The 16,430-nt window shown below is 72.1% G+C and carries 17 protein-coding genes; 10 read left to right on the top strand and 7 right to left on the bottom strand.

The genetic code is table 11. From position 1 onward, the window contains the following. The 7 genes from E4K62_RS07840 (at window position 1) to E4K62_RS07870 (ending at window position 9,208) form a co-directional block, all read left to right on the top strand. Window positions 1-2,514 carry an ABC transporter permease gene (locus E4K62_RS07840; protein WP_135065821.1) on the top strand — a complete coding sequence of 838 codons (2,514 nt, stop codon included), beginning with the start codon at window positions 1-3 and terminating at the stop codon, window positions 2,512-2,514. A gap of 76 nt (window positions 2,515-2,590) precedes the next feature. Continuing rightward, window positions 2,591-3,535, top strand: a complete 945-nt coding sequence (locus E4K62_RS07845) for a siderophore-interacting protein (protein WP_135065824.1) — start codon at window positions 2,591-2,593, stop codon at window positions 3,533-3,535. Then, window positions 3,532-4,545, top strand: coding sequence for a FecCD family ABC transporter permease (locus tag E4K62_RS07850; RefSeq protein ID WP_135065827.1), 1,014 nt, complete (start codon window positions 3,532-3,534; stop codon window positions 4,543-4,545). The genes E4K62_RS07845 and E4K62_RS07850 overlap by 4 nt, the downstream gene beginning before the upstream one ends. Continuing rightward, window positions 4,542-5,591: a FecCD family ABC transporter permease gene (locus E4K62_RS07855; RefSeq protein WP_240742864.1), complete on the top strand. Its 1,050-nt coding sequence runs from the start codon at window positions 4,542-4,544 to the stop codon at window positions 5,589-5,591. The genes E4K62_RS07850 and E4K62_RS07855 overlap by 4 nt, the downstream gene beginning before the upstream one ends. Further along, complete coding sequence (locus E4K62_RS07860) at window positions 5,588-6,403, top strand: ABC transporter ATP-binding protein (RefSeq protein ID WP_240742865.1); 816 nt, start codon at window positions 5,588-5,590, stop codon at window positions 6,401-6,403. Before E4K62_RS07855 ends, E4K62_RS07860 begins: the two co-directional genes overlap by 4 nt. Window positions 6,404-6,432: 29 nt before the next feature. Continuing rightward, complete coding sequence (locus tag E4K62_RS07865; RefSeq protein ID WP_135065830.1) at window positions 6,433-7,467, top strand: ABC transporter substrate-binding protein; 1,035 nt, start codon at window positions 6,433-6,435, stop codon at window positions 7,465-7,467. A 142-nt stretch (window positions 7,468-7,609) separates the two neighbouring features. Continuing rightward, complete coding sequence (locus E4K62_RS07870; protein WP_135065833.1) at window positions 7,610-9,208, top strand: ABC-F family ATP-binding cassette domain-containing protein; 1,599 nt, start codon at window positions 7,610-7,612, stop codon at window positions 9,206-9,208. A gap of 9 nt (window positions 9,209-9,217) precedes the next feature. Here the strand turns inward: E4K62_RS07870 and E4K62_RS07875 are convergent, their stop codons facing one another. Genes E4K62_RS07875 through E4K62_RS07890 form a run of 4 tightly spaced genes read right to left on the bottom strand, consistent with a single transcriptional unit; the run spans window position 9,218 to window position 11,111 of the window. After that, window positions 9,218-10,030, bottom strand: coding sequence for an SURF1 family cytochrome oxidase biogenesis protein (locus E4K62_RS07875; protein ID WP_135065836.1), 813 nt, complete (start codon window positions 10,028-10,030; stop codon window positions 9,218-9,220). Further along, the gene (locus tag E4K62_RS07880) at window positions 10,027-10,230 is read right to left on the bottom strand and encodes a hypothetical protein (protein WP_135065839.1); all 204 of its coding nucleotides are present in this window, start codon (window positions 10,228-10,230) and stop codon (window positions 10,027-10,029) included. The genes E4K62_RS07875 and E4K62_RS07880 overlap by 4 nt, the downstream gene beginning before the upstream one ends. Next, window positions 10,227-10,592, bottom strand: coding sequence for a DUF3099 domain-containing protein (locus E4K62_RS07885; RefSeq protein WP_135065842.1), 366 nt, complete (start codon window positions 10,590-10,592; stop codon window positions 10,227-10,229). Before E4K62_RS07885 ends, E4K62_RS07880 begins: the two co-directional genes overlap by 4 nt. Before the next feature lie 39 nt (window positions 10,593-10,631). Beyond that, window positions 10,632-11,111: a DUF4190 domain-containing protein gene (locus E4K62_RS07890; protein WP_135065845.1), complete on the bottom strand. Its 480-nt coding sequence runs from the start codon at window positions 11,109-11,111 to the stop codon at window positions 10,632-10,634. A gap of 127 nt (window positions 11,112-11,238) precedes the next feature. Here E4K62_RS07890 and fabG point away from each other — a divergent pair, with 127 nt between their 5' ends. Next, complete coding sequence (fabG, locus tag E4K62_RS07895; RefSeq protein ID WP_135065848.1) at window positions 11,239-11,949, top strand: 3-oxoacyl-ACP reductase FabG; 711 nt, start codon at window positions 11,239-11,241, stop codon at window positions 11,947-11,949. Window positions 11,950-11,971: 22 nt separating this feature from the next. On the opposite strand, the gene E4K62_RS07900 is transcribed toward fabG, so the two are convergent. Both E4K62_RS07900 and serB read right to left on the bottom strand, forming a co-directional pair. Further along, the gene (locus E4K62_RS07900; RefSeq protein ID WP_135065851.1) at window positions 11,972-12,664 is read right to left on the bottom strand and encodes an alpha/beta fold hydrolase; all 693 of its coding nucleotides are present in this window, start codon (window positions 12,662-12,664) and stop codon (window positions 11,972-11,974) included. A 31-nt stretch (window positions 12,665-12,695) separates the two neighbouring features. After that, complete coding sequence (gene serB, locus E4K62_RS07905; protein ID WP_135065854.1) at window positions 12,696-13,334, bottom strand: phosphoserine phosphatase SerB; 639 nt, start codon at window positions 13,332-13,334, stop codon at window positions 12,696-12,698. 95 nt (window positions 13,335-13,429) lie between these two features. On the opposite strand from serB, the gene E4K62_RS07910 reads away from it, so the two are divergent. Next, a complete protein-coding gene (locus E4K62_RS07910; RefSeq protein ID WP_135065857.1) occupies window positions 13,430-13,903 on the top strand; it encodes an S-ribosylhomocysteine lyase in 474 nt (157 codons plus the stop codon). 6 nt (window positions 13,904-13,909) lie between these two features. Here the strand turns inward: E4K62_RS07910 and glgC are convergent, their stop codons facing one another. Then, window positions 13,910-15,154, bottom strand: a complete 1,245-nt coding sequence (gene glgC, locus E4K62_RS07915) for a glucose-1-phosphate adenylyltransferase (protein ID WP_135065860.1) — start codon at window positions 15,152-15,154, stop codon at window positions 13,910-13,912. Window positions 15,155-15,231: 77 nt separating this feature from the next. Between glgC and glgA the strand changes: the two genes are divergently transcribed. Then, on the top strand, window positions 15,232-16,425 hold the full coding sequence (gene glgA, locus E4K62_RS07920; RefSeq protein WP_135065865.1) for a glycogen synthase: 1,194 nt from the start codon (window positions 15,232-15,234) through the stop codon (window positions 16,423-16,425). Window positions 16,426-16,430: the final 5 nt, after the last annotated feature.

Below are 16,430 nucleotides of genomic sequence, written 5' to 3' on the forward strand. Positions count from 1 at the left end.
ATGCTCACTCTCATCCTGGCGGGTCTGCGTCAGCGCGCCGCTGCCGTCGTCTCGATCGTCATCGCGGCAGGGCTCGGCTCGGCGCTCATCGTGCTCAGCGGAGCCATGTTCGAAACCGGCATCCGACTCGCCGCGCCACCTGAGCGCGTCGCCGGTGCCGACCTCGTGGTCATCGGCTCCCCGAGCTACGCGATGCTCGACGCGGAGGGGCGACGCACGACCGATCTGCGCCCATTCCCCGAGCGGCACCGGCTTCCGGAAGAGTTCGTCGCCGACGCCGCGCAGCTGGACGGCGTCGAGCAGGCCGTGCCCATCCGGTTCTTCGACGCCGTCGTCCGCACCCCCGGCCGTGCCGTCACGACGGCCGGACAGAACTGGGCCTCGGCCCCCGTGAGCGGTCTGGAGATCCCGCGCGGTTCGAACCCCGGCGCCGGCGAGGTGGTCCTCACGGCGGCGGCCGCCGCATCGCTGGGCGTGGAAGCGGGCGACCGCCTCACCGTGACGGCGGCGGGTCGAACCGGCGCCGTCGAGGTCACGACGGTCATCGGTGACGCCGCACACGCGCCGACGCTGTTCCTCGGCGACGCGGCGCTGCCGGATGAGGGCATCGACGCGCTCGGTGTCGTCCGGTCCGACGGCGCGGCGGAAGCCGACGTGCGCGCGGCGCTGGAGTCGCACTTCCCCGATGTGCGCGTGCTGACCGGCGAGGGGAGGGGCGCCGCGGAGGACCCCGCCGTGTCCGCCGCGCGCACGCCGACCATCGTGATCGGAGCGGTCTTCGGCGGCATCGTGCTGACGGTGCTGGCCACCGTCGCATCCGGGATCGTCGCGCTCTCGGTGCGCCAGCGTGGCCGCGAGATCAGTCTGCTCCGCGCCACCGGTGCCACCGGACGCCAGGCGCGCGCGCTGCTAGTGGGCGAGGCGTCCCTCGCCGGGATCGTCGGAGCGCTCATCGGACTCGCCCTCGGCGTCCCGCTCGCGCACGGCCTGTTCGCCGCCATGCGGGCGTGGGGTGTCGTGCCGGGCATCCTGCAGCTGCGCGTGGGGGTGATCCCCTTCGCGATCGCACTGGTCACCACCACGGCGGTGGTCTGGTTCGCCGCGCGCCTGGCCGCCCGCCCCGCGCGCCGGGCACGCGCGATCGACGCGATGAGGGAAGCGGAGCTTCCGCGAGCCCGTGTCGGGTTCGTCCGGTGGCTCCTGGGGCTCGTGTTCGGCGGTGGCGCGGTGGCCCTGGCGATTCTCACGTGCTTCTTGCCGCCGTCGCTGGTCTCCGCCACCGCGGGCCCCGCCGTGCTGGCCGGGGCGATCTCGGCGTCGTTGCTGGCCCCCGTGCACCTGCGCCTGGGGAGGCTCGTGCTGCGCCCGGTCATCGGGGGATTCGACCGCGGGCTGGGCGGCCTGGCCGGTGTCAACGTCCGATCCCGCATCGCCACCTTCTCGACGGTGACCGGCGCGGCCGCCCTCGTGGTCGGGATCGGGGCGGGGAACCTGGTCTCGCAGGCGATGATCACCACCGCGGCCGCGCGGGCGCAGGTGCAGACCATCTCCGCCGAGGTCGTCGCCTGGGGGCCCGCCGGGACCGCCGCCGAGCTCGCCGATGACATCGCGGCGCTGCCCGAGGTGGACGCCGTCAGCCGCTTCGTCGCGTCCGGCGGCTGGATCGAGCAGCCGCACGATCCCTCCCATCCCGACCGTCCGCGGCCGCTGCGAGGGCTCGACGGTGCGGGGGTCCCGTACGTGCTCGCCAACGAGCTCGTGGCGGGCGACTTCACCGACCTCACGGGCCGCACCCTCGCGCTGCCCACGACCACCGCCACGGAGCTGGGCGTGGCCATCGGCGACACCGTCGACTTCCGGTTCGGGGACGGCGCCGCCGCCGAACTCCGCATCGTCGCCACATACGACGACCTGCCCGGATACGAGCATCTTCTCCTGCCCGCCGACCTGCTCGCCGCGCACACCACCGCGCGCGTCGCGGAGACGGTGCTGATCGCAGGGAGTGAGGGGACCACGCCGGCCGCGCTCCACGCGGCGGTGGAAGGGGCCGTCGCCGAGCAGTCGGCCGTCGCCGTGGGCGACCGCGCCACCCTGGAGAACGCTCTCCAACAGGGTCTCAACGTCAACGCCCTCATCAACGGCCTGATGATCCTGGTCGTCCTGGCTTACGCGATGATCGCCGTCATCAACACCGTCGCCGTCTCGACGCTCGGCAGGCGGCGGGAATTGGCGATGATGCGCCTCACCGGCGCCACCCAGCGCCAGGTCACCGCGGTCCTCCTCACAGAGACGGCCCTCGCGGCCGGCACAGGGCTCGGCGTCGGCCTGGTCGTCGCGTGCGCGGCGATCCTGCCCACCGCCCTCGTCGTGGGGGCACACCTGTTGGCACCCCTGCCGCTGGCGATCCTCGTCGCCGTGGGCGTGGCCGTGGCGGCGATCACCCTGCCGATCACGGCGGTCGCGGCCCGGCGCGGGATGGCCGGGCGGCCCACGGACGCCATCGCGCGGTCGTGACTTGAGACCCTGCCTGACTTCTCGATGTCGAGAGGACGCCTTGGCAGTCGAGGGCAGGTAAGGCTAGCCTAACGTTGTGACTTCTCCGGCTGACGTGCTCGTCCGTCCCGCGTACCGCCCGTATCTCGCGCGCGTCGCGGGCGTCCGCCGGCTCTCGCCCGCGTTCCTCCGGGTGACCTTCACGAGCCCCGACTTCGCCCACGTCGGCACCGCAGGCCTCGATCAGCGCGTCAAGCTCGTCCTGCCGCGGCCGGACGGGTCGCTGTGCGACGTCGGGCAGACCGACCCCGAGATCATCGCCGCCGGCACGTGGTACCAGAGGTGGCGCGACCTGCCCGCGCACGAACGCGGCCCGTTCCGGACCTACACGATCGGGCGCACCGACCCCGATGCGGGCGAGGTGGACATCGACTTCGTCCTGCACCACGATGCCGGCCCCGCCGGGTCCTGGGCGGAGCGGGCCGCCGTGGGCGACGAGATCGTCCTGGTCGGTCCGGACGAGCGCAGTGAGCAGCGCCGGCTGGGGATCGACTGGCACCCTGGGACGGCGCGCCGGCTGCTGCTGGCCGGCGACGAGACCGCCGTGCCTGCGATCGGTGCGATCGTGGGCGCGCTCGGGGACGACGTGGACGCCGACGTCTTCGTGGAGGTGCCGACCTCGGCGGACGTGCTCACGTGGACGGTCCCCGCCCGCACGCGCGTGCGCTGGATCGGCCGCGACGGGGCCGATCACGGTGTGGGACTCATCGACGCCGTGAGCCGGTGGTGCGCGGGCAACCCGGACTGCCTGGAGCGCGCAGCCGCGCCGCGTCCCGAGGTCCTCGCCGACATCGATGTGGACCGCGATCTGCTGTGGGATGCGCCGGAGGACGGCGAAGGGGAGTTCTACGCCTGGATCGCGGGCGAGGCTGCGACCGTCAAGACGCTGCGGCGCATGCTCGTCAGCGCGCGCGGTGTGGACCGCAAGCGCGTCGCCTTCATGGGCTACTGGCGCCTGGGACAAGCCGAACGGCAGGAATGAGCGCCACCGCCCGTCAGCGCCGGGCGCGATCGGCCGCGGGAGGAGCGATCGTCCTGCTCGTGGTCATCGTCGCGGCGAGCCTCATGATCGGCGCTCGCCCGGTGCCCCCCGCCGTCGTATGGGAGGCGTTCGTGCGCCCTGACATGTCCCTCCCGGACCACGTCGTGATCCTCACGCAGCGGCTGCCGCGAACCGTGATCGGGATCGTCGCGGGAGCGGCGCTGGCCGTCGCCGGGACGCTCATGCAGGGGCTCACGCGTAATCCGCTCGCCGACCCGGGGCTGCTCGGCGTCAACGCCGGCGCCTCCGTCGCCGTCCTCGCGGCCATCACGCTGCTGGGCATCACGCAGCCCGCCGGCTTCGTGTGGTTCGCATTCGGCGGCGCTGCGGCCGCCGCGATCGTCGTCGCTCTCATCGGCACGCGCGGCCCCGAAGCGGGCAACCCCGCCAAGCTCGCCCTGACCGGCGCGGCCGTGACAGCCGGGCTCACCGCCGTCACGACCCTCATCCTCACGACCTCCGTCCTCGCCCTCGACGTCTACCGGTACTGGTCGGTCGGCGGCCTCACCGCGCGGGGCCTGGACACCGTCGCCGTCGTGGCGATCCCCGTGGTGGTGGGGGCGGTCATCGCCTTCGCGAGCGCGCGCGGCCTGGACATGATCGCAATGGGCGAGGCGACGGCATCCGGACTGGGCGCGCATGTCGGCCGGACCCGCGCGCTCGGCGTCATCGCCGCCGTCCTGCTGTGCGGCGCCGCGACGTCCATCGCGGGACCGATCGTCTTCCTCGGACTCGTCGTCCCGCACGCGCTGCGCACGATCGTCGGCTCCGATTACCGCCGCCTCCTCCTGATCGCGGCCCCCGCGGGCGCGGCGCTGCTCGTCCTCGCCGACATCGTCGGGCGGGTCATCGCACCGCCCGGGGAGATCCAGGCGGGCCTCGTGGTCGCCTTCCTCGGCGCGCCGGTGCTCATCGCGCTCGTCCTGCGCCGCCGGCAGGTGGCGCTGTGATCGCCCCCGCGGTCGGACGCACGCTCACCGCCGGCCCGCTCGAACGCGTGCGCCGGCGCCGGACCCGGCGCAGCCGCGTGGTGGTGGGCGCCCTGGTCCTGGTGACCCTCGCGCTCGTCGTGATCGCGCTGTCGACGGGGGACTACCCGCTCTCGCTCGCGCAGCTGTGGCGCACCGTGTGGGGCGGCGGCGAGCGCGTGGAGGAGTACGTGCTGTTCCAGGTGCGCGCCCCGCGCGTGGCGATGGCCGTGGCCGTCGGCGCGTGCCTCGGGGTGGCCGGCGCGCTCCTGCAGGCGCTGCTGCGCAATCCGCTCGCCAGCCCCGACCTGCTCGGCGTCAGCGGCGGCAGCAGCGTCGCGGCGGTGTTCGTGCTGCTCGTGCTGGGGATCACCGGACCCGTCCTCGCCGTCGCGGCGTTCGCCGGCGGTCTCGCCGTGGCGATCCTGCTGCTGTGGGCGGCGCGGCGATCCGGAGAGGGCGGGTTCCGGCTCATCCTCGCCGGCATCGGCATCTCCTTCCTCACGGTGTCCATCACGGGGTACCTCATGGTGCGCGCACAGGTGGAGCTCGCCGCCTCGGCGCTGGTGTGGATGACCGGTTCGCTCTCGGCCACCGCGTGGTGGCACGTGGCGGTGATCGTCCTCGTCGGCGTGCTCACCCTGCCGGCCGTCCTGGCTGCCGCGCGCTGGCTGCCCATCACGCAGCTGGGCGCCTCGGCGGCGTCGGGTCTGGGCGTGCGGCCTGAGACCGCGCGCCTCGTCACGGTCGTCGCGGCGGTGCTGCTCACGGCTGTCACGTGCGCGTTCGCCGGCCCGATCTCGTTCATCGCACTGTGCGCACCCGCGATCGCGCGGCCGCTGCACGGTCACGGCGCGATCGCGATCGGCTCGAGCGCGCTCGTGGGGGCGACCCTGCTCACCGCCGCCGACCTCGTGGCGCAGTTCGCGCTGCCGGGCTACTCCCTGCCGGTGGGTGTGGTCACCGGTGCGCTGGGGGCGGTTTTCCTCCTGTGGATCCTCGCGACCTCGAAAGGACGCCAATTGTGAACGCCGCACCCGTCCTGCGCGCGCGTGCCCTGACGGCCGGCTATCCCGGCCGCCGCGTGCTGCACGACCTCGATCTGGAGATCGCCCCCGGGCGCGTCACGATGATCATCGGCGCGAACGCGTCGGGCAAGTCGACGCTGCTGGGCGCACTCGCGCGCCTCAACGCGCCCTCGGCCGGAACCGTGGAGCTCGACGGCGTGGATGTCGCGGGCATCCCGAGGCGCGCGTTCGCCCAGACTGTCGGGCTGCTGCCGCAGCAGCCGATCGCCCCCGACGGCATCACGGTGGCCGAGCTGGTCTCGCGCGGCCGGCACCCCCACCGCGGCGTGTTCCAGCGCTGGAGTGCGCAGGACAGCCAGCGCGTCGACGACGCGATGGCGAAGACGGGCCTGACCGATCTGGCCGACCGCCCCATCGGCGACCTGTCCGGGGGGCAGCGCCAGCGGGTGTGGATCGCCATGGCGCTGGCACAGAACCCCCGCATCCTGCTGCTGGACGAGCCGACCACGTTCCTGGACCTGAGTCACCAGCTCGAGGTGCTCGACCTGCTCGTCCAGCTGAACCGGACCGAGGGGACGACGATCGTCGTCGTCCTGCACGAACTCAACCTCGCGGCCCGCTACGCCGACGACCTCGTCGTGATGTGCGAAGGGCGCATCGTCGCCCACGGCGCCCCGGCCGACGTGCTGACGACCGACGTGGTCGCGACCGCGTTCGCGCTGGACGCGCTCGTCATGCCCGATCCGCTCACCGGTACGCCCCTGGTCGTGCCGGTCCCCGGCGGGGCGCACGCGCACCCCGATCCGCGATGAACCCGATGAACCCGATGAAAGGAACACCCATGACCCGCTTCTCCCGCAGGCTGGCAGCCCTCGCTGCCACCGGAGCCGTCGGAGCGCTCGTCCTGGCCGGTTGCGCCTCGGCTGCGCCTCAGTCCGCCACGTCCGCCGGCAGCGCGGGCGACTCGGAGGCCTTCCCCGTCACGATGGAGCACATGTACGGGACGACGACTCTCGAGTCCGCCCCCGAGCGGATCGCGACGTGGGGATGGGGCGCGACCGACGCCGTGCTGGCGCTGGGCATCGTCCCGGTCGCGATCTCCTCGATGGACTACGGCGGGGGAGAGGACCGCATCACGCCGTGGGTCGAGGACAAGATCGACGAGCTCGGCGGCGAGACCCCCGTCATTCTGGACAACGCGACGTACGAACTGTCGGTCGAGGAACTGCTCGCGGCCGACCCCGACGTGCTCATCGCCCCCTACTCGGGGTTGACGCAGGAGGAGTACGACGCGGTCACCGGCGCCGGCATCCCCGTCGTCGCGCCCGAGGAGGCGCTGTGGGCCACGCCGTGGCGCGACGTCGTGACCGAGACCGGCACGGCACTGGGCATGGAAGACGAGGCGCAGCAGGTGCTCGACGACCTCGACGCGCAGATCGCCGAGGCCGCCGCCGAGCACCCCGAGTTCGAGGGCACCTCGATCGCCTACGCCGCGGACGACGTCGACACGTTCTACCTCTACCTCCCCGCCGACGCGCGGGTGGAGATCCTCGAGGACCTCGGCTTCGTGACGGCCGACACCGTCACGGCGATGGACACCGGGGAGTCGACCTTCTACACGACGGTGAGCGCGGAGAACCTCGACGCGATCGACGCGGAGGTCATCTTCACGCAGACCGACTCCGAGGAGCAGCTGCAGACCTTCCTCACCTCCGACCGCACGCGCATCATCCCGGCCGTCCAGAAGGGCGCGGTCGCCGCGATCGTCGGCGAGGAGAACGTCGCGGCGATCTCCCCGACCGCTCTGACCATCCCGTGGATCCTGCCGCGCATGGTCGAGCAGCTCGCCGAGGCCACCGCGGTCGCACAGGGCTGACCGCACGCGCGAAGGGTCCCGGCTGCGGCCGGGGCCCTTCGCGCGTGCGCATCCTGGGAGGAGCATGCGGCGCGGCGACTTATACTAGGGGGCTGACCATCGGTCACCTCCTGACCCCCTCCCTGAAGATCGGACTTCCGCTGTGCTCGCCGTGCACGATCTCGAGATCCGCGTGGGCGCCCGCGTACTCATGTCCGACGTCTCGTTCCGCGTCTCCGACGGCGACAAGGTCGGGCTGGTCGGACGCAACGGCGCCGGCAAGACCACCCTGACGAAGGTGCTCGCCGGCGACCTGCTGCCCAGCGAGGGACGCGTCGACCGCTCGGGCGAACTCGGCTATCTGCCCCAGGACCCGCGCTCGGGCGACCCGGAGATGCTCGCGCGCACCCGTATCCTCGACGCCCGGGGCCTGGGGACCCTGGCCCTCGGCATGCACGAGGCATCGCTGCAGATGGCCGACGATGACGTGGATGTCGCGGCACGGGCCATGCGGCGCTACGGCAACCTCACCGAGCGCTTCGAGGCGCTCGGCGGCTACGCGGCCGAAGCTGAGGCCGCCTCGATCGCGCACAACCTCTCGCTTCCCGACCGCATCCTCGACCAGCCCCTGAAGACGCTCTCGGGCGGCCAGCGGCGCCGTATCGAGCTCGCGCGCATCCTGTTCTCCGACGCCAGCACCATGATCCTGGACGAGCCCACCAACCACCTCGACGCGGACAGCGTCGTGTGGCTGCGGGAGTTCCTCAGGGGGTACAAGGGCGGGCTGATCGTGATCAGCCATGACGTGGAGCTGGTCGGCGAGACGGTGAACCGCGTCTTCTACCTCGACGCCAATCGCCAGGTCATCGACGTCTACAACATGAACTGGAAGAACTACCTGCGTCAGCGGGTGGCCGACGAGGAGCGCCGCAAGAAGGAGCGCGTCAACGTCGAGAAGAAGGCCACGGCATTGCAGCTGCAGGCGGCTCGGTTCGGCGCGAAGGCGTCCAAGGCCGCCGCGGCTCATCAGATGGTCGCTCGTGCGGAGAAGATGCTGTCGGGCCTGGACGACGTGCGTCAGGAGGAGCGCGTCGCGAAGCTGCGATTCCCGAAGCCGGCTCCGTGCGGCAAGACCCCGCTCATGGCGCGCGGACTCTCGAAGTCGTACGGGTCGCTGGAGATCTTCACCGACGTCGACCTCGCGATCGACCGCGGCTCACGCGTGGTGATCCTCGGCTTCAACGGTGCCGGCAAGACCACGCTGCTGCGCATGCTCGCGGGCGTGGACAAGCCCGACACCGGGGTCATCGAACCCGGCCACGGCCTGAAGATCGGCTACTACGCCCAGGAGCACGAGAATCTCGACGTCAACCGTTCGGTGCTCGAGAACATGATGTCCGCCGCGCCGGACATCACCGCGACCGAGGCTCGCAAGGTGCTCGGTTCGTTCCTCTTCACCGGCGACGACGTACTCAAGCCCGCCGGCGTGCTCTCCGGCGGCGAGAAGACGCGCCTGTCGCTGGCGACGCTCGTGGTCTCCAGCGCCAACATGCTGCTGCTGGACGAACCGACCAACAACCTCGACCCCGCCTCCCGCGAGGAGATCCTCGGGGCCCTCGCGCACTACGAGGGCGCCGTCGTGCTCGTCTCCCACGACGAGGGCGCCGTCGAGGCGCTCAACCCCGAGCGCGTGCTGATCCTCCCCGACGGCGTCGAAGACATCTGGGGTCGCGATTACGCCGACCTCGTCGCCCTCGCCTGACGCGGCGGATCACGCGTCGATGAGCGCGTCCTCGGCCTCCGCGTCGCGGTCGCGACGCCGGGGACGGCGGGTCGCGGCATCCTCTCGCGCGTGGCGGCGCTCGGTCACCAGGATGTACAGGATGAACGCGAAGCCCATGATCGCGAACAGGATCCACTGCACGGCGTAGGACAGGTGCGGCCCCGGGTCCTCCGACGGTGAGGCGATCGTGCCGGGCGTGGTCGCCGGCGCCGGGTCCTCGGACACCAGCATCCCGTAGGCGCCGGTCTCCAGCGGATGACCGCCGACCATGTCGGCCAGGAGCGGCAGGTTGATGGTGGGCACCTGTCCCTCCGGCGCCGTGCGGCCGGATGTGGGCAGCGGCTCGCCCGGACGCAGACGCACGATCACGGTGGCCTCCCCGGTGGGCGGGGCCGGCACGACGTCGGGATCGGGCTGGTTCTCGCCCGGGGGCACCCACCCGCGGTCCACCAGCAGGGCACGGCCGTCGTCGAGCAGGAAGGGCACGAGCACCTCGAACGCCGCCGTCCCGCCGTGCGGGCGATTGCGGACGAGGACCTGCTCCTCGGCGAGGTACTCGCCCGTGAGGATCACGGGGGTCCACTCGTCCGATGCGGCCAGCTCCCTGCCCGGCGTGAGCACGTCGGCGAGCGGCACGGGCGTCTTGTCGTAGTTGGCCTCCACCAGAGCGAGCTGGCGGCCGCGCTCCTCACCGCGCGAGAACTGCCAGTTCGCGAGGAAGCCGCACGCGATCGCGAAGACGACGGCGACGGCGACGTACGCCGTCCAGCGCACGAGCGGGGGCGCGGCTCGGCGGCTCATGCGCTGGCTCCTTCGGGGGTGAGCGGGCCGACCTCGAGCGGGAAGTCGCGTGCGGCCAGGAAGTCGCGGAGGTAGCCCACGTGCGCGTCGCACGCGACCCACTCCTTGCGCCGGTCGGGGGTGTGGATGCGCGGATTCCGCCACGTGATCAGCCACGTCGCGGTGTCGCGGCATCCGGCTCGGGAGCACTCGGCGGTCATCGTTCGTCCTCCGGTCCCGGGTTCAGCCGTGGCGTCTCGCTGATCCGGATCACACCCGGCGCGGCCGGGGGAGCGGGCGCCTCGGCGGCCGGCGTGGCGATCTGGCGGTCGGGACTCTCGGCCTCTGCGCGCCGCGGATCGGCCCCGACATTCGCGATCACGACGGCGATGTAGGGCAGGAAGACCGCCGCCGCACCCAGGACCCACGTGTACCAGCCGTACGGCGTGATGAGCACCATCGCGATGAAGCACGCGATGCGGATCCCCATCGTGATCATGTACTTGGCCAGCCGCGCGCCCGCCTCGTCGCGCGGAGCGCGCGGAAGCGATGTTGCGGAGGGCGTGCGGGGGGACGGTTTCACGGTCCTCCCAGCCTACGCCGGGCCCGCCTGGGCGGGATCTCAGGCGCTGTACGTGGTGGTCGCCGCCCCCATGATGCCGATGAACAGAAGGAAGGGGAGCACCACCAGCAGGACGAACATCAGCACGGTCAGGGCCACGCCCGCCCAGCCGATGATCGTCCCGGCCATCGCCATGCCGTATCCGGCTTCGCCCGAGGTCTTCAGGCGCTTGAGCGAGAGGTGGCCGAGGATGACGCCGGCCACCGCGGCCAGCCCGAGCACGATCGTGAAGGAGAAGACGATGCCCACGATCGAGCACACCAGCGACGCGACGGCCATCCCGTTCGTCTTCGGCCGCGGGTAGGCGGGGACGCCGTAGCCCTGCGGGGCGGAGTAGGGCTGGCGCGCGGGGTACCCCTGCGGCACCTGCGGCGCGCCGTAGCCCTGCGGGTAGGCCGGCGGTGCGTACACCGCGGGCGGCGGCGGGGTCGGCGCGCGGGGGACGGTGTCGTCGTCAGGCGGCGAGGTGGGGTCGCTCACGCGAGGCCCCCCTTTCTTCTCGAGTGCTCCCACATTCCCAGTGGCGCCGCCGTGGTGTCAAACACGGCGGACGCCGCTCGCCTAGGCTGGGGCCGTCCTCATCCCCTCGCCGAAACGGAGTGTGCCCATGGCGACCGATCGTGTCGTGCTCGTGACCGGAGGAAACCGAGGGATCGGGCGCGCGATCGCCGAGCGCTTCGTGAGCGAGGGATACCGCGTGGCGGTGACCGCCCGCTCGGGCGACGGGCCGATGGGCACCCTCACCGTGCGCGCCGACGTCACCGACGCCGCGGCCGTGGATGCCGCGTTCCGTGAGGTGGAGGCCGCGCTCGGGCCGGTGGAGATCGTCGTCGCCAACGCCGGCATCACGAAGGACACCCTCCTCATGCGCATGAGCGAGGAGGATTTCGACTCGGTCGTCGCGACCAACCTCGGCGGAGCCTTCCGCGTCGTCAAGCGCGCCTCCAAGGGGATGCTGCGGGCGCGCTGGGGGCGCGTCATCCTGATCTCCAGCGTCGTGGGCCTGCTGGGGTCGGCGGGGCAGGTCAACTACGCCGCATCCAAGAGCGGACTGGTGGGCTTCGCCCGCTCGCTCACGCGCGAGCTCGGCGGGCGCGGCATCACCGCGAACGTCGTGGCGCCGGGGTTCATCGAGACCGATATGACCGCGGAGCTTCCCGAGGAGACGCAGGCGGAGTACAAGCGGAGCATCCCCGCCGGCCGCTTCGCGACCCCCGACGAGGTCGCGGGCGTGGTGACATGGCTCGCATCGGAGGACGCCGCCTACATCTCCGGCGCCGTCATCCCGGTCGACGGCGGTCTCGGCATGGGGCACTGACCCCGGTCGAGCCTGCGCATGCTCAGTCGAGGGCGGCGGCGATCGCGCGGCCGAGTTCGGCCGGCTGGGAGAACTGCGGCCAGTGCCCCGAGCTCAGCTCGACGATCGTGAGGTCTTCGAGGGCGGCCAGGTCGGCAGCCCACGGCGGAGCCTGGGCGATGATCGTCTTGAGGTCGGCCGCCGGCATGGTGCCGGTGAGCATCGTCACCGGGATCGCGTAGCGCCCAGGGTCGGTCAGCGCGAGCGGATCGGTCGGTACACGCGCGGGGACGGACAGGACTCGGGATGCCGCGTCCGCCCGCGTCTCCTCGTCCAGGTCGCCCACCTCGGCGTCTTCGAACGCGTCCCACCCGGGGAAGGGGACGACCCCGTCCACGACGGCGAACTCCCAGATCGACCCGCCGTCGGCGGGCGGGAAGGTGTCGACGAACACGACCCGGGCGATCCGGCCGGGGCGCGCATCGGCCGCGCCCCACGCGACGTTGCCGCCGCCGGAGTGCCCCACCACGACGACGTCGCCGGGGCGACGGTCGATCTCGGCCACCACCGCGGCCACCCAGTCGGCGATGCCGATTTCGGCGGAGCGTTCGGCCGGCTCGCCCACGCCGGGCATCGTCAGCGGATGGGCGCTGTGTCCGGCGGCCTCCAGGGCGGGGACGACCTCGTCCCACGTGGCGGCATCGAGCCAGAGGCCGGGGATGAGGATGATGTCCATGGCGCGACGCTACCGCCGTCCGCCGACATCGTCACGGCAGCAGCGGGATGACGTGGGAGAGGTCGACCGGACCGATCACCAGGTCGGCGCGCTCGCGCACGGCGGGTTTGGCGTTGAAGGCCAGGCCGAGGCCGGCCTCGGCGAGCATGAGGAGATCGTTCGCACCGTCGCCGATGGCGATCGTGCCGCCGGCGGGCACGCCGAGCTCGCGCGCCCACTCCCGCAGCGATGCGGCCTTGGCGGCACCGTCGACGATGTTCCCGGACACGCGTCCGGTGAGCACGCCGTCCGCCGTCTCGAGGCGGTTGGCGCGCCAGCGGTCGATCCCGAGCGCCGGGGCGATCTCGTCCAGCACCTCGTGGAAGCCGCCGGAGACCACCGCCACCACGCCGCCGCGGTCATGCACCGCGGCGACCAGCTCCCGCACGCCGGGGGTCGGCTCCACGCGGGCCACCACGCGTGCGAATGCCGAGACCGGCACGCCCCGCAGCTCCGTCACGCGCGAGCGCAGGCTCTCGGCGAAGTCCACCTCGCCGCGCATCGCCGCCTCGGTCGCCGCGGCGACCTCCGCGCCGCGGCCGGCCTCCTCGGCGATCAGCTCGATGACTTCATTGCGCAGGAGGGTGGAGTCGGCGTCGAGGACGACCAGGAGGGGAACAGCGTCGGGCACGGCCTCGACCCTAGCGCGCCGTGGCGGACAGCACGTCGTAGGCTCGAACGGTCGCGTGCGCGCGATGCCCCCTGAACCATCCGAGGAGTACCGCCATGGCCGACGTCGAGAGCTTCACCCTGGACCACACCGCCGTCAAGGCGCCCTACGTGCGCCTCATCGGCACCGAGACGGGCCTGCGCGGCGACGTCATCTCCAACTTCGACGTGCGCTTCGTCCAGCCCAACGAGGGCGAGATCCCCACCGCCGGCATCCACACGATCGAGCACATGCTCGCCAGCCTCCTGCGCGACCGGATGGAGGGGCTCATCGACATCTCCCCGTTCGGCTGCCGTACCGGGTTCCACCTCATCGCGTGGGGCGAACCGCCGCTCGCCGAGCTCGTCGCGGCCCTGCGCGACAGCCTGCGGTTCATCGCCGAGGAAGCGACCGAGGCCGACATCCCCGGCGTCGACGCGGTGAGCTGCGGCAACTACCGCGACCACAGCCTGCACACCGCGCGCGAGTGGTCGGCGCTCATCCTGCAGCAGGGCATCAGCCTCGACGCCTTCGAGCGCGTCGGGGTCTGAGCCCGCTCAGGCGTCGATGCGGACGCCCTTGCCGACGACGGTGATGCCGCTGTCGGTGACGGTGAAGCCGCGCGCGATGTCCCGCTCGCGGTCCACGCCCACCGTGGCGCCGTCGGCGAGGGAGACGTTTTTGTCCAGGATCGCGCGGTGCACCCGCGCGCCCGCGCCGACGTGCACGTAGTCGAACAGCACCGAGTCGGTGATCGTGGATCCGCCGCCCGCGAGGGTCCACGGCCCCACGACGCTGCGCTCCAGGTGCGTGCCCGACAGGACGGACCCGAGCGAGACGATCGAGTCGATCGCGTTGCCGATGCGGCCCACCGAGTCGCGCACGAACTTCGCCGGCGGCGCGTTCACCGTCTGCGAGTAGATCGGCCAGTCGGTGTTGTACAGGTTGAAGATCGGCAGCGTCGCGATGAGATCGGCGTGCGCGTCGTAGAACGAGTCGATGGTCCCCACGTCGCGCCAGTAGGCCCGGTCGCGGTCGGTGGAGCCGGGCACGTCGTTGCGCTTGAAGTCGTACACCGCCGCCTCGCCGCGCTGGACGAAGTACGGCACGATGTCGCCGCCCATGTCGTGATTGGAGGTGGGTGACTCACCGTCGACCTGCACCGCCTCGATGAGGGCGTCGGCGTCGAAGATGTAGTTGCCCATCGAGGCGAGCACCTCGTGCGGAGCATCCGAGAGCCCTTCCGGATTCTGCGGCTTCTCCAGGAAGTCGCGGATGCGGACGTTGTCGGTGGGGTCGACGTCGATGACGCCGAACTGGTTGGCCAGCGAGATGGGCTGACGGATGCCGGCGACGGTCGCCCGCGCCCCGGATTCGATGTGCGCCTCCAGCATCTGGCCGAAATCCATGCGGTAGACGTGGTCGGCGCCGATGACCATCACGATGTCGGGCTTCTCGTCGGTGAGCAGGTTCATGCTCTGCAGGATCGCGTCGGCCGAACCCGAGAACCACCGCTTCCCCAGGCGCTGCTGCGCCGGCACGGAGGCGACGTACGCGCCCAGCATCGGCGACATCCGCCACGTCTGGGAGATGTGCCGGTCGAGGCTGTGCGACTTGTACTGCGTGAGCACGACGAGCTGGCGGAGCCCGGAATTGATGAGGTTCGAGATGGCGAAGTCGATGAGGCGGTACTGCCCGCCGAAGGGCACCGCGGGCTTGGCGCGGTCGGCCGTGAGGGGCATGAGCCGCTTGCCCTCGCCCCCGGCGAGGATGATTCCGAAGACTTTGGGAGCTGCAGGCATGGCACCACCCTAGGGCGGGCCCCGCTGCGCGACCACCCGGTGCTCGCCCCCTTGACAGCTGTACTACCGTTCGTCACATGCGCGTGGACATCGTGACCAAGGAGTACCCCCCGGAGATCTACGGCGGCGCCGGTGTGCACGTCACCGAGCTCGTGCGAGCGCTGCGTCGCACGATCGACGTGCGGGTGCGCGCGTTCGGCGCGCCGCGCGAGGAGGAGGGCACGACGGCCTATTCCGTGCCCGGAGAACTGGCGGCGGCGAACGGTGCGCTGCAGACCCTCGGCACCGATCTGGAGATCGTCCCCGATGTCGCGGGTGCCGACGTCGTGCACAGCCACACGTGGTACGCCAACTTCGCCGGGCACCTGGCGTCGCTCCTGCACGGGATCCCGCACGTCGTGACCGCCCACAGCCTCGAACCGCTGCGCCCGTGGAAGGCCGAACAGCTCGGCGGCGGCTACGCCGTGTCGAGCTACATCGAGAAGACCGCGTACGAGGGCGCTGCGGCGATCGTCGCCGTCAGCGAGGGGATGCGCGCGGACATCCTCCGCAGCTACCCGGACCTCGACCCGGCCAAGGTGCACGTCATCTACAACGGCATCGACACGCACGCGTGGCATCCGGTCGAGGACCCCGCGTTCCTCGCGGAGGCGGGGATCGACCCGGCGCGGCCCTCGGTGGTCTTCGTCGGCCGCATCACGCGGCAGAAGGGGCTGCCCTACCTCCTGCGCGCCGCCGAACAGCTGCCCCCGGAGGTGCAGCTGGTGCTGTGCGCCGGCGCTCCGGACACCCCCGAGATCCTCGCCGAGGTGAAGGAGCTCGTGCGCGGGCTCCAGGCCACGCGCGAAGGCGTCGTGTGGATCGACCGGCTGCTGCCGCGGCACGAGCTGTCCGCGATCCTCAGCGCCGCGACGACGTTCGTGTGCCCGTCCGTGTACGAGCCGCTGGGGATCGTCAACCTTGAGGCGATGGCGTGCGGCGCCGCGGTGGTCGGCACCGCCACCGGCGGCATCCCCGAGGTCGTCGCGGACGGCGTGACCGGACGCCTCGTGCCGATCGAGCAGGTGCAGGACGGCACGGGCACCCCGGTGGATCCGGAGCGCTTCGTCGACGATCTCGCCCGCGTGCTCACCGAGGTCGTCACCGATCCGGGGCGCGCCGCCGTATACGGGGAGGCCGGTCGGAGCCGCGCCGTGGAGGAGTTCGGGTGGGACCGGATCGCCGCGCAGACGGCCGCGCTGTACGCGGGACTGACCGGCGCCGGCCGATAGGCTGG

The sequence above is a fragment of the Microbacterium wangchenii genome (assembly GCF_004564355.1).
Lineage (GTDB): Bacteria > Actinomycetota > Actinomycetes > Actinomycetales > Microbacteriaceae > Microbacterium > Microbacterium wangchenii.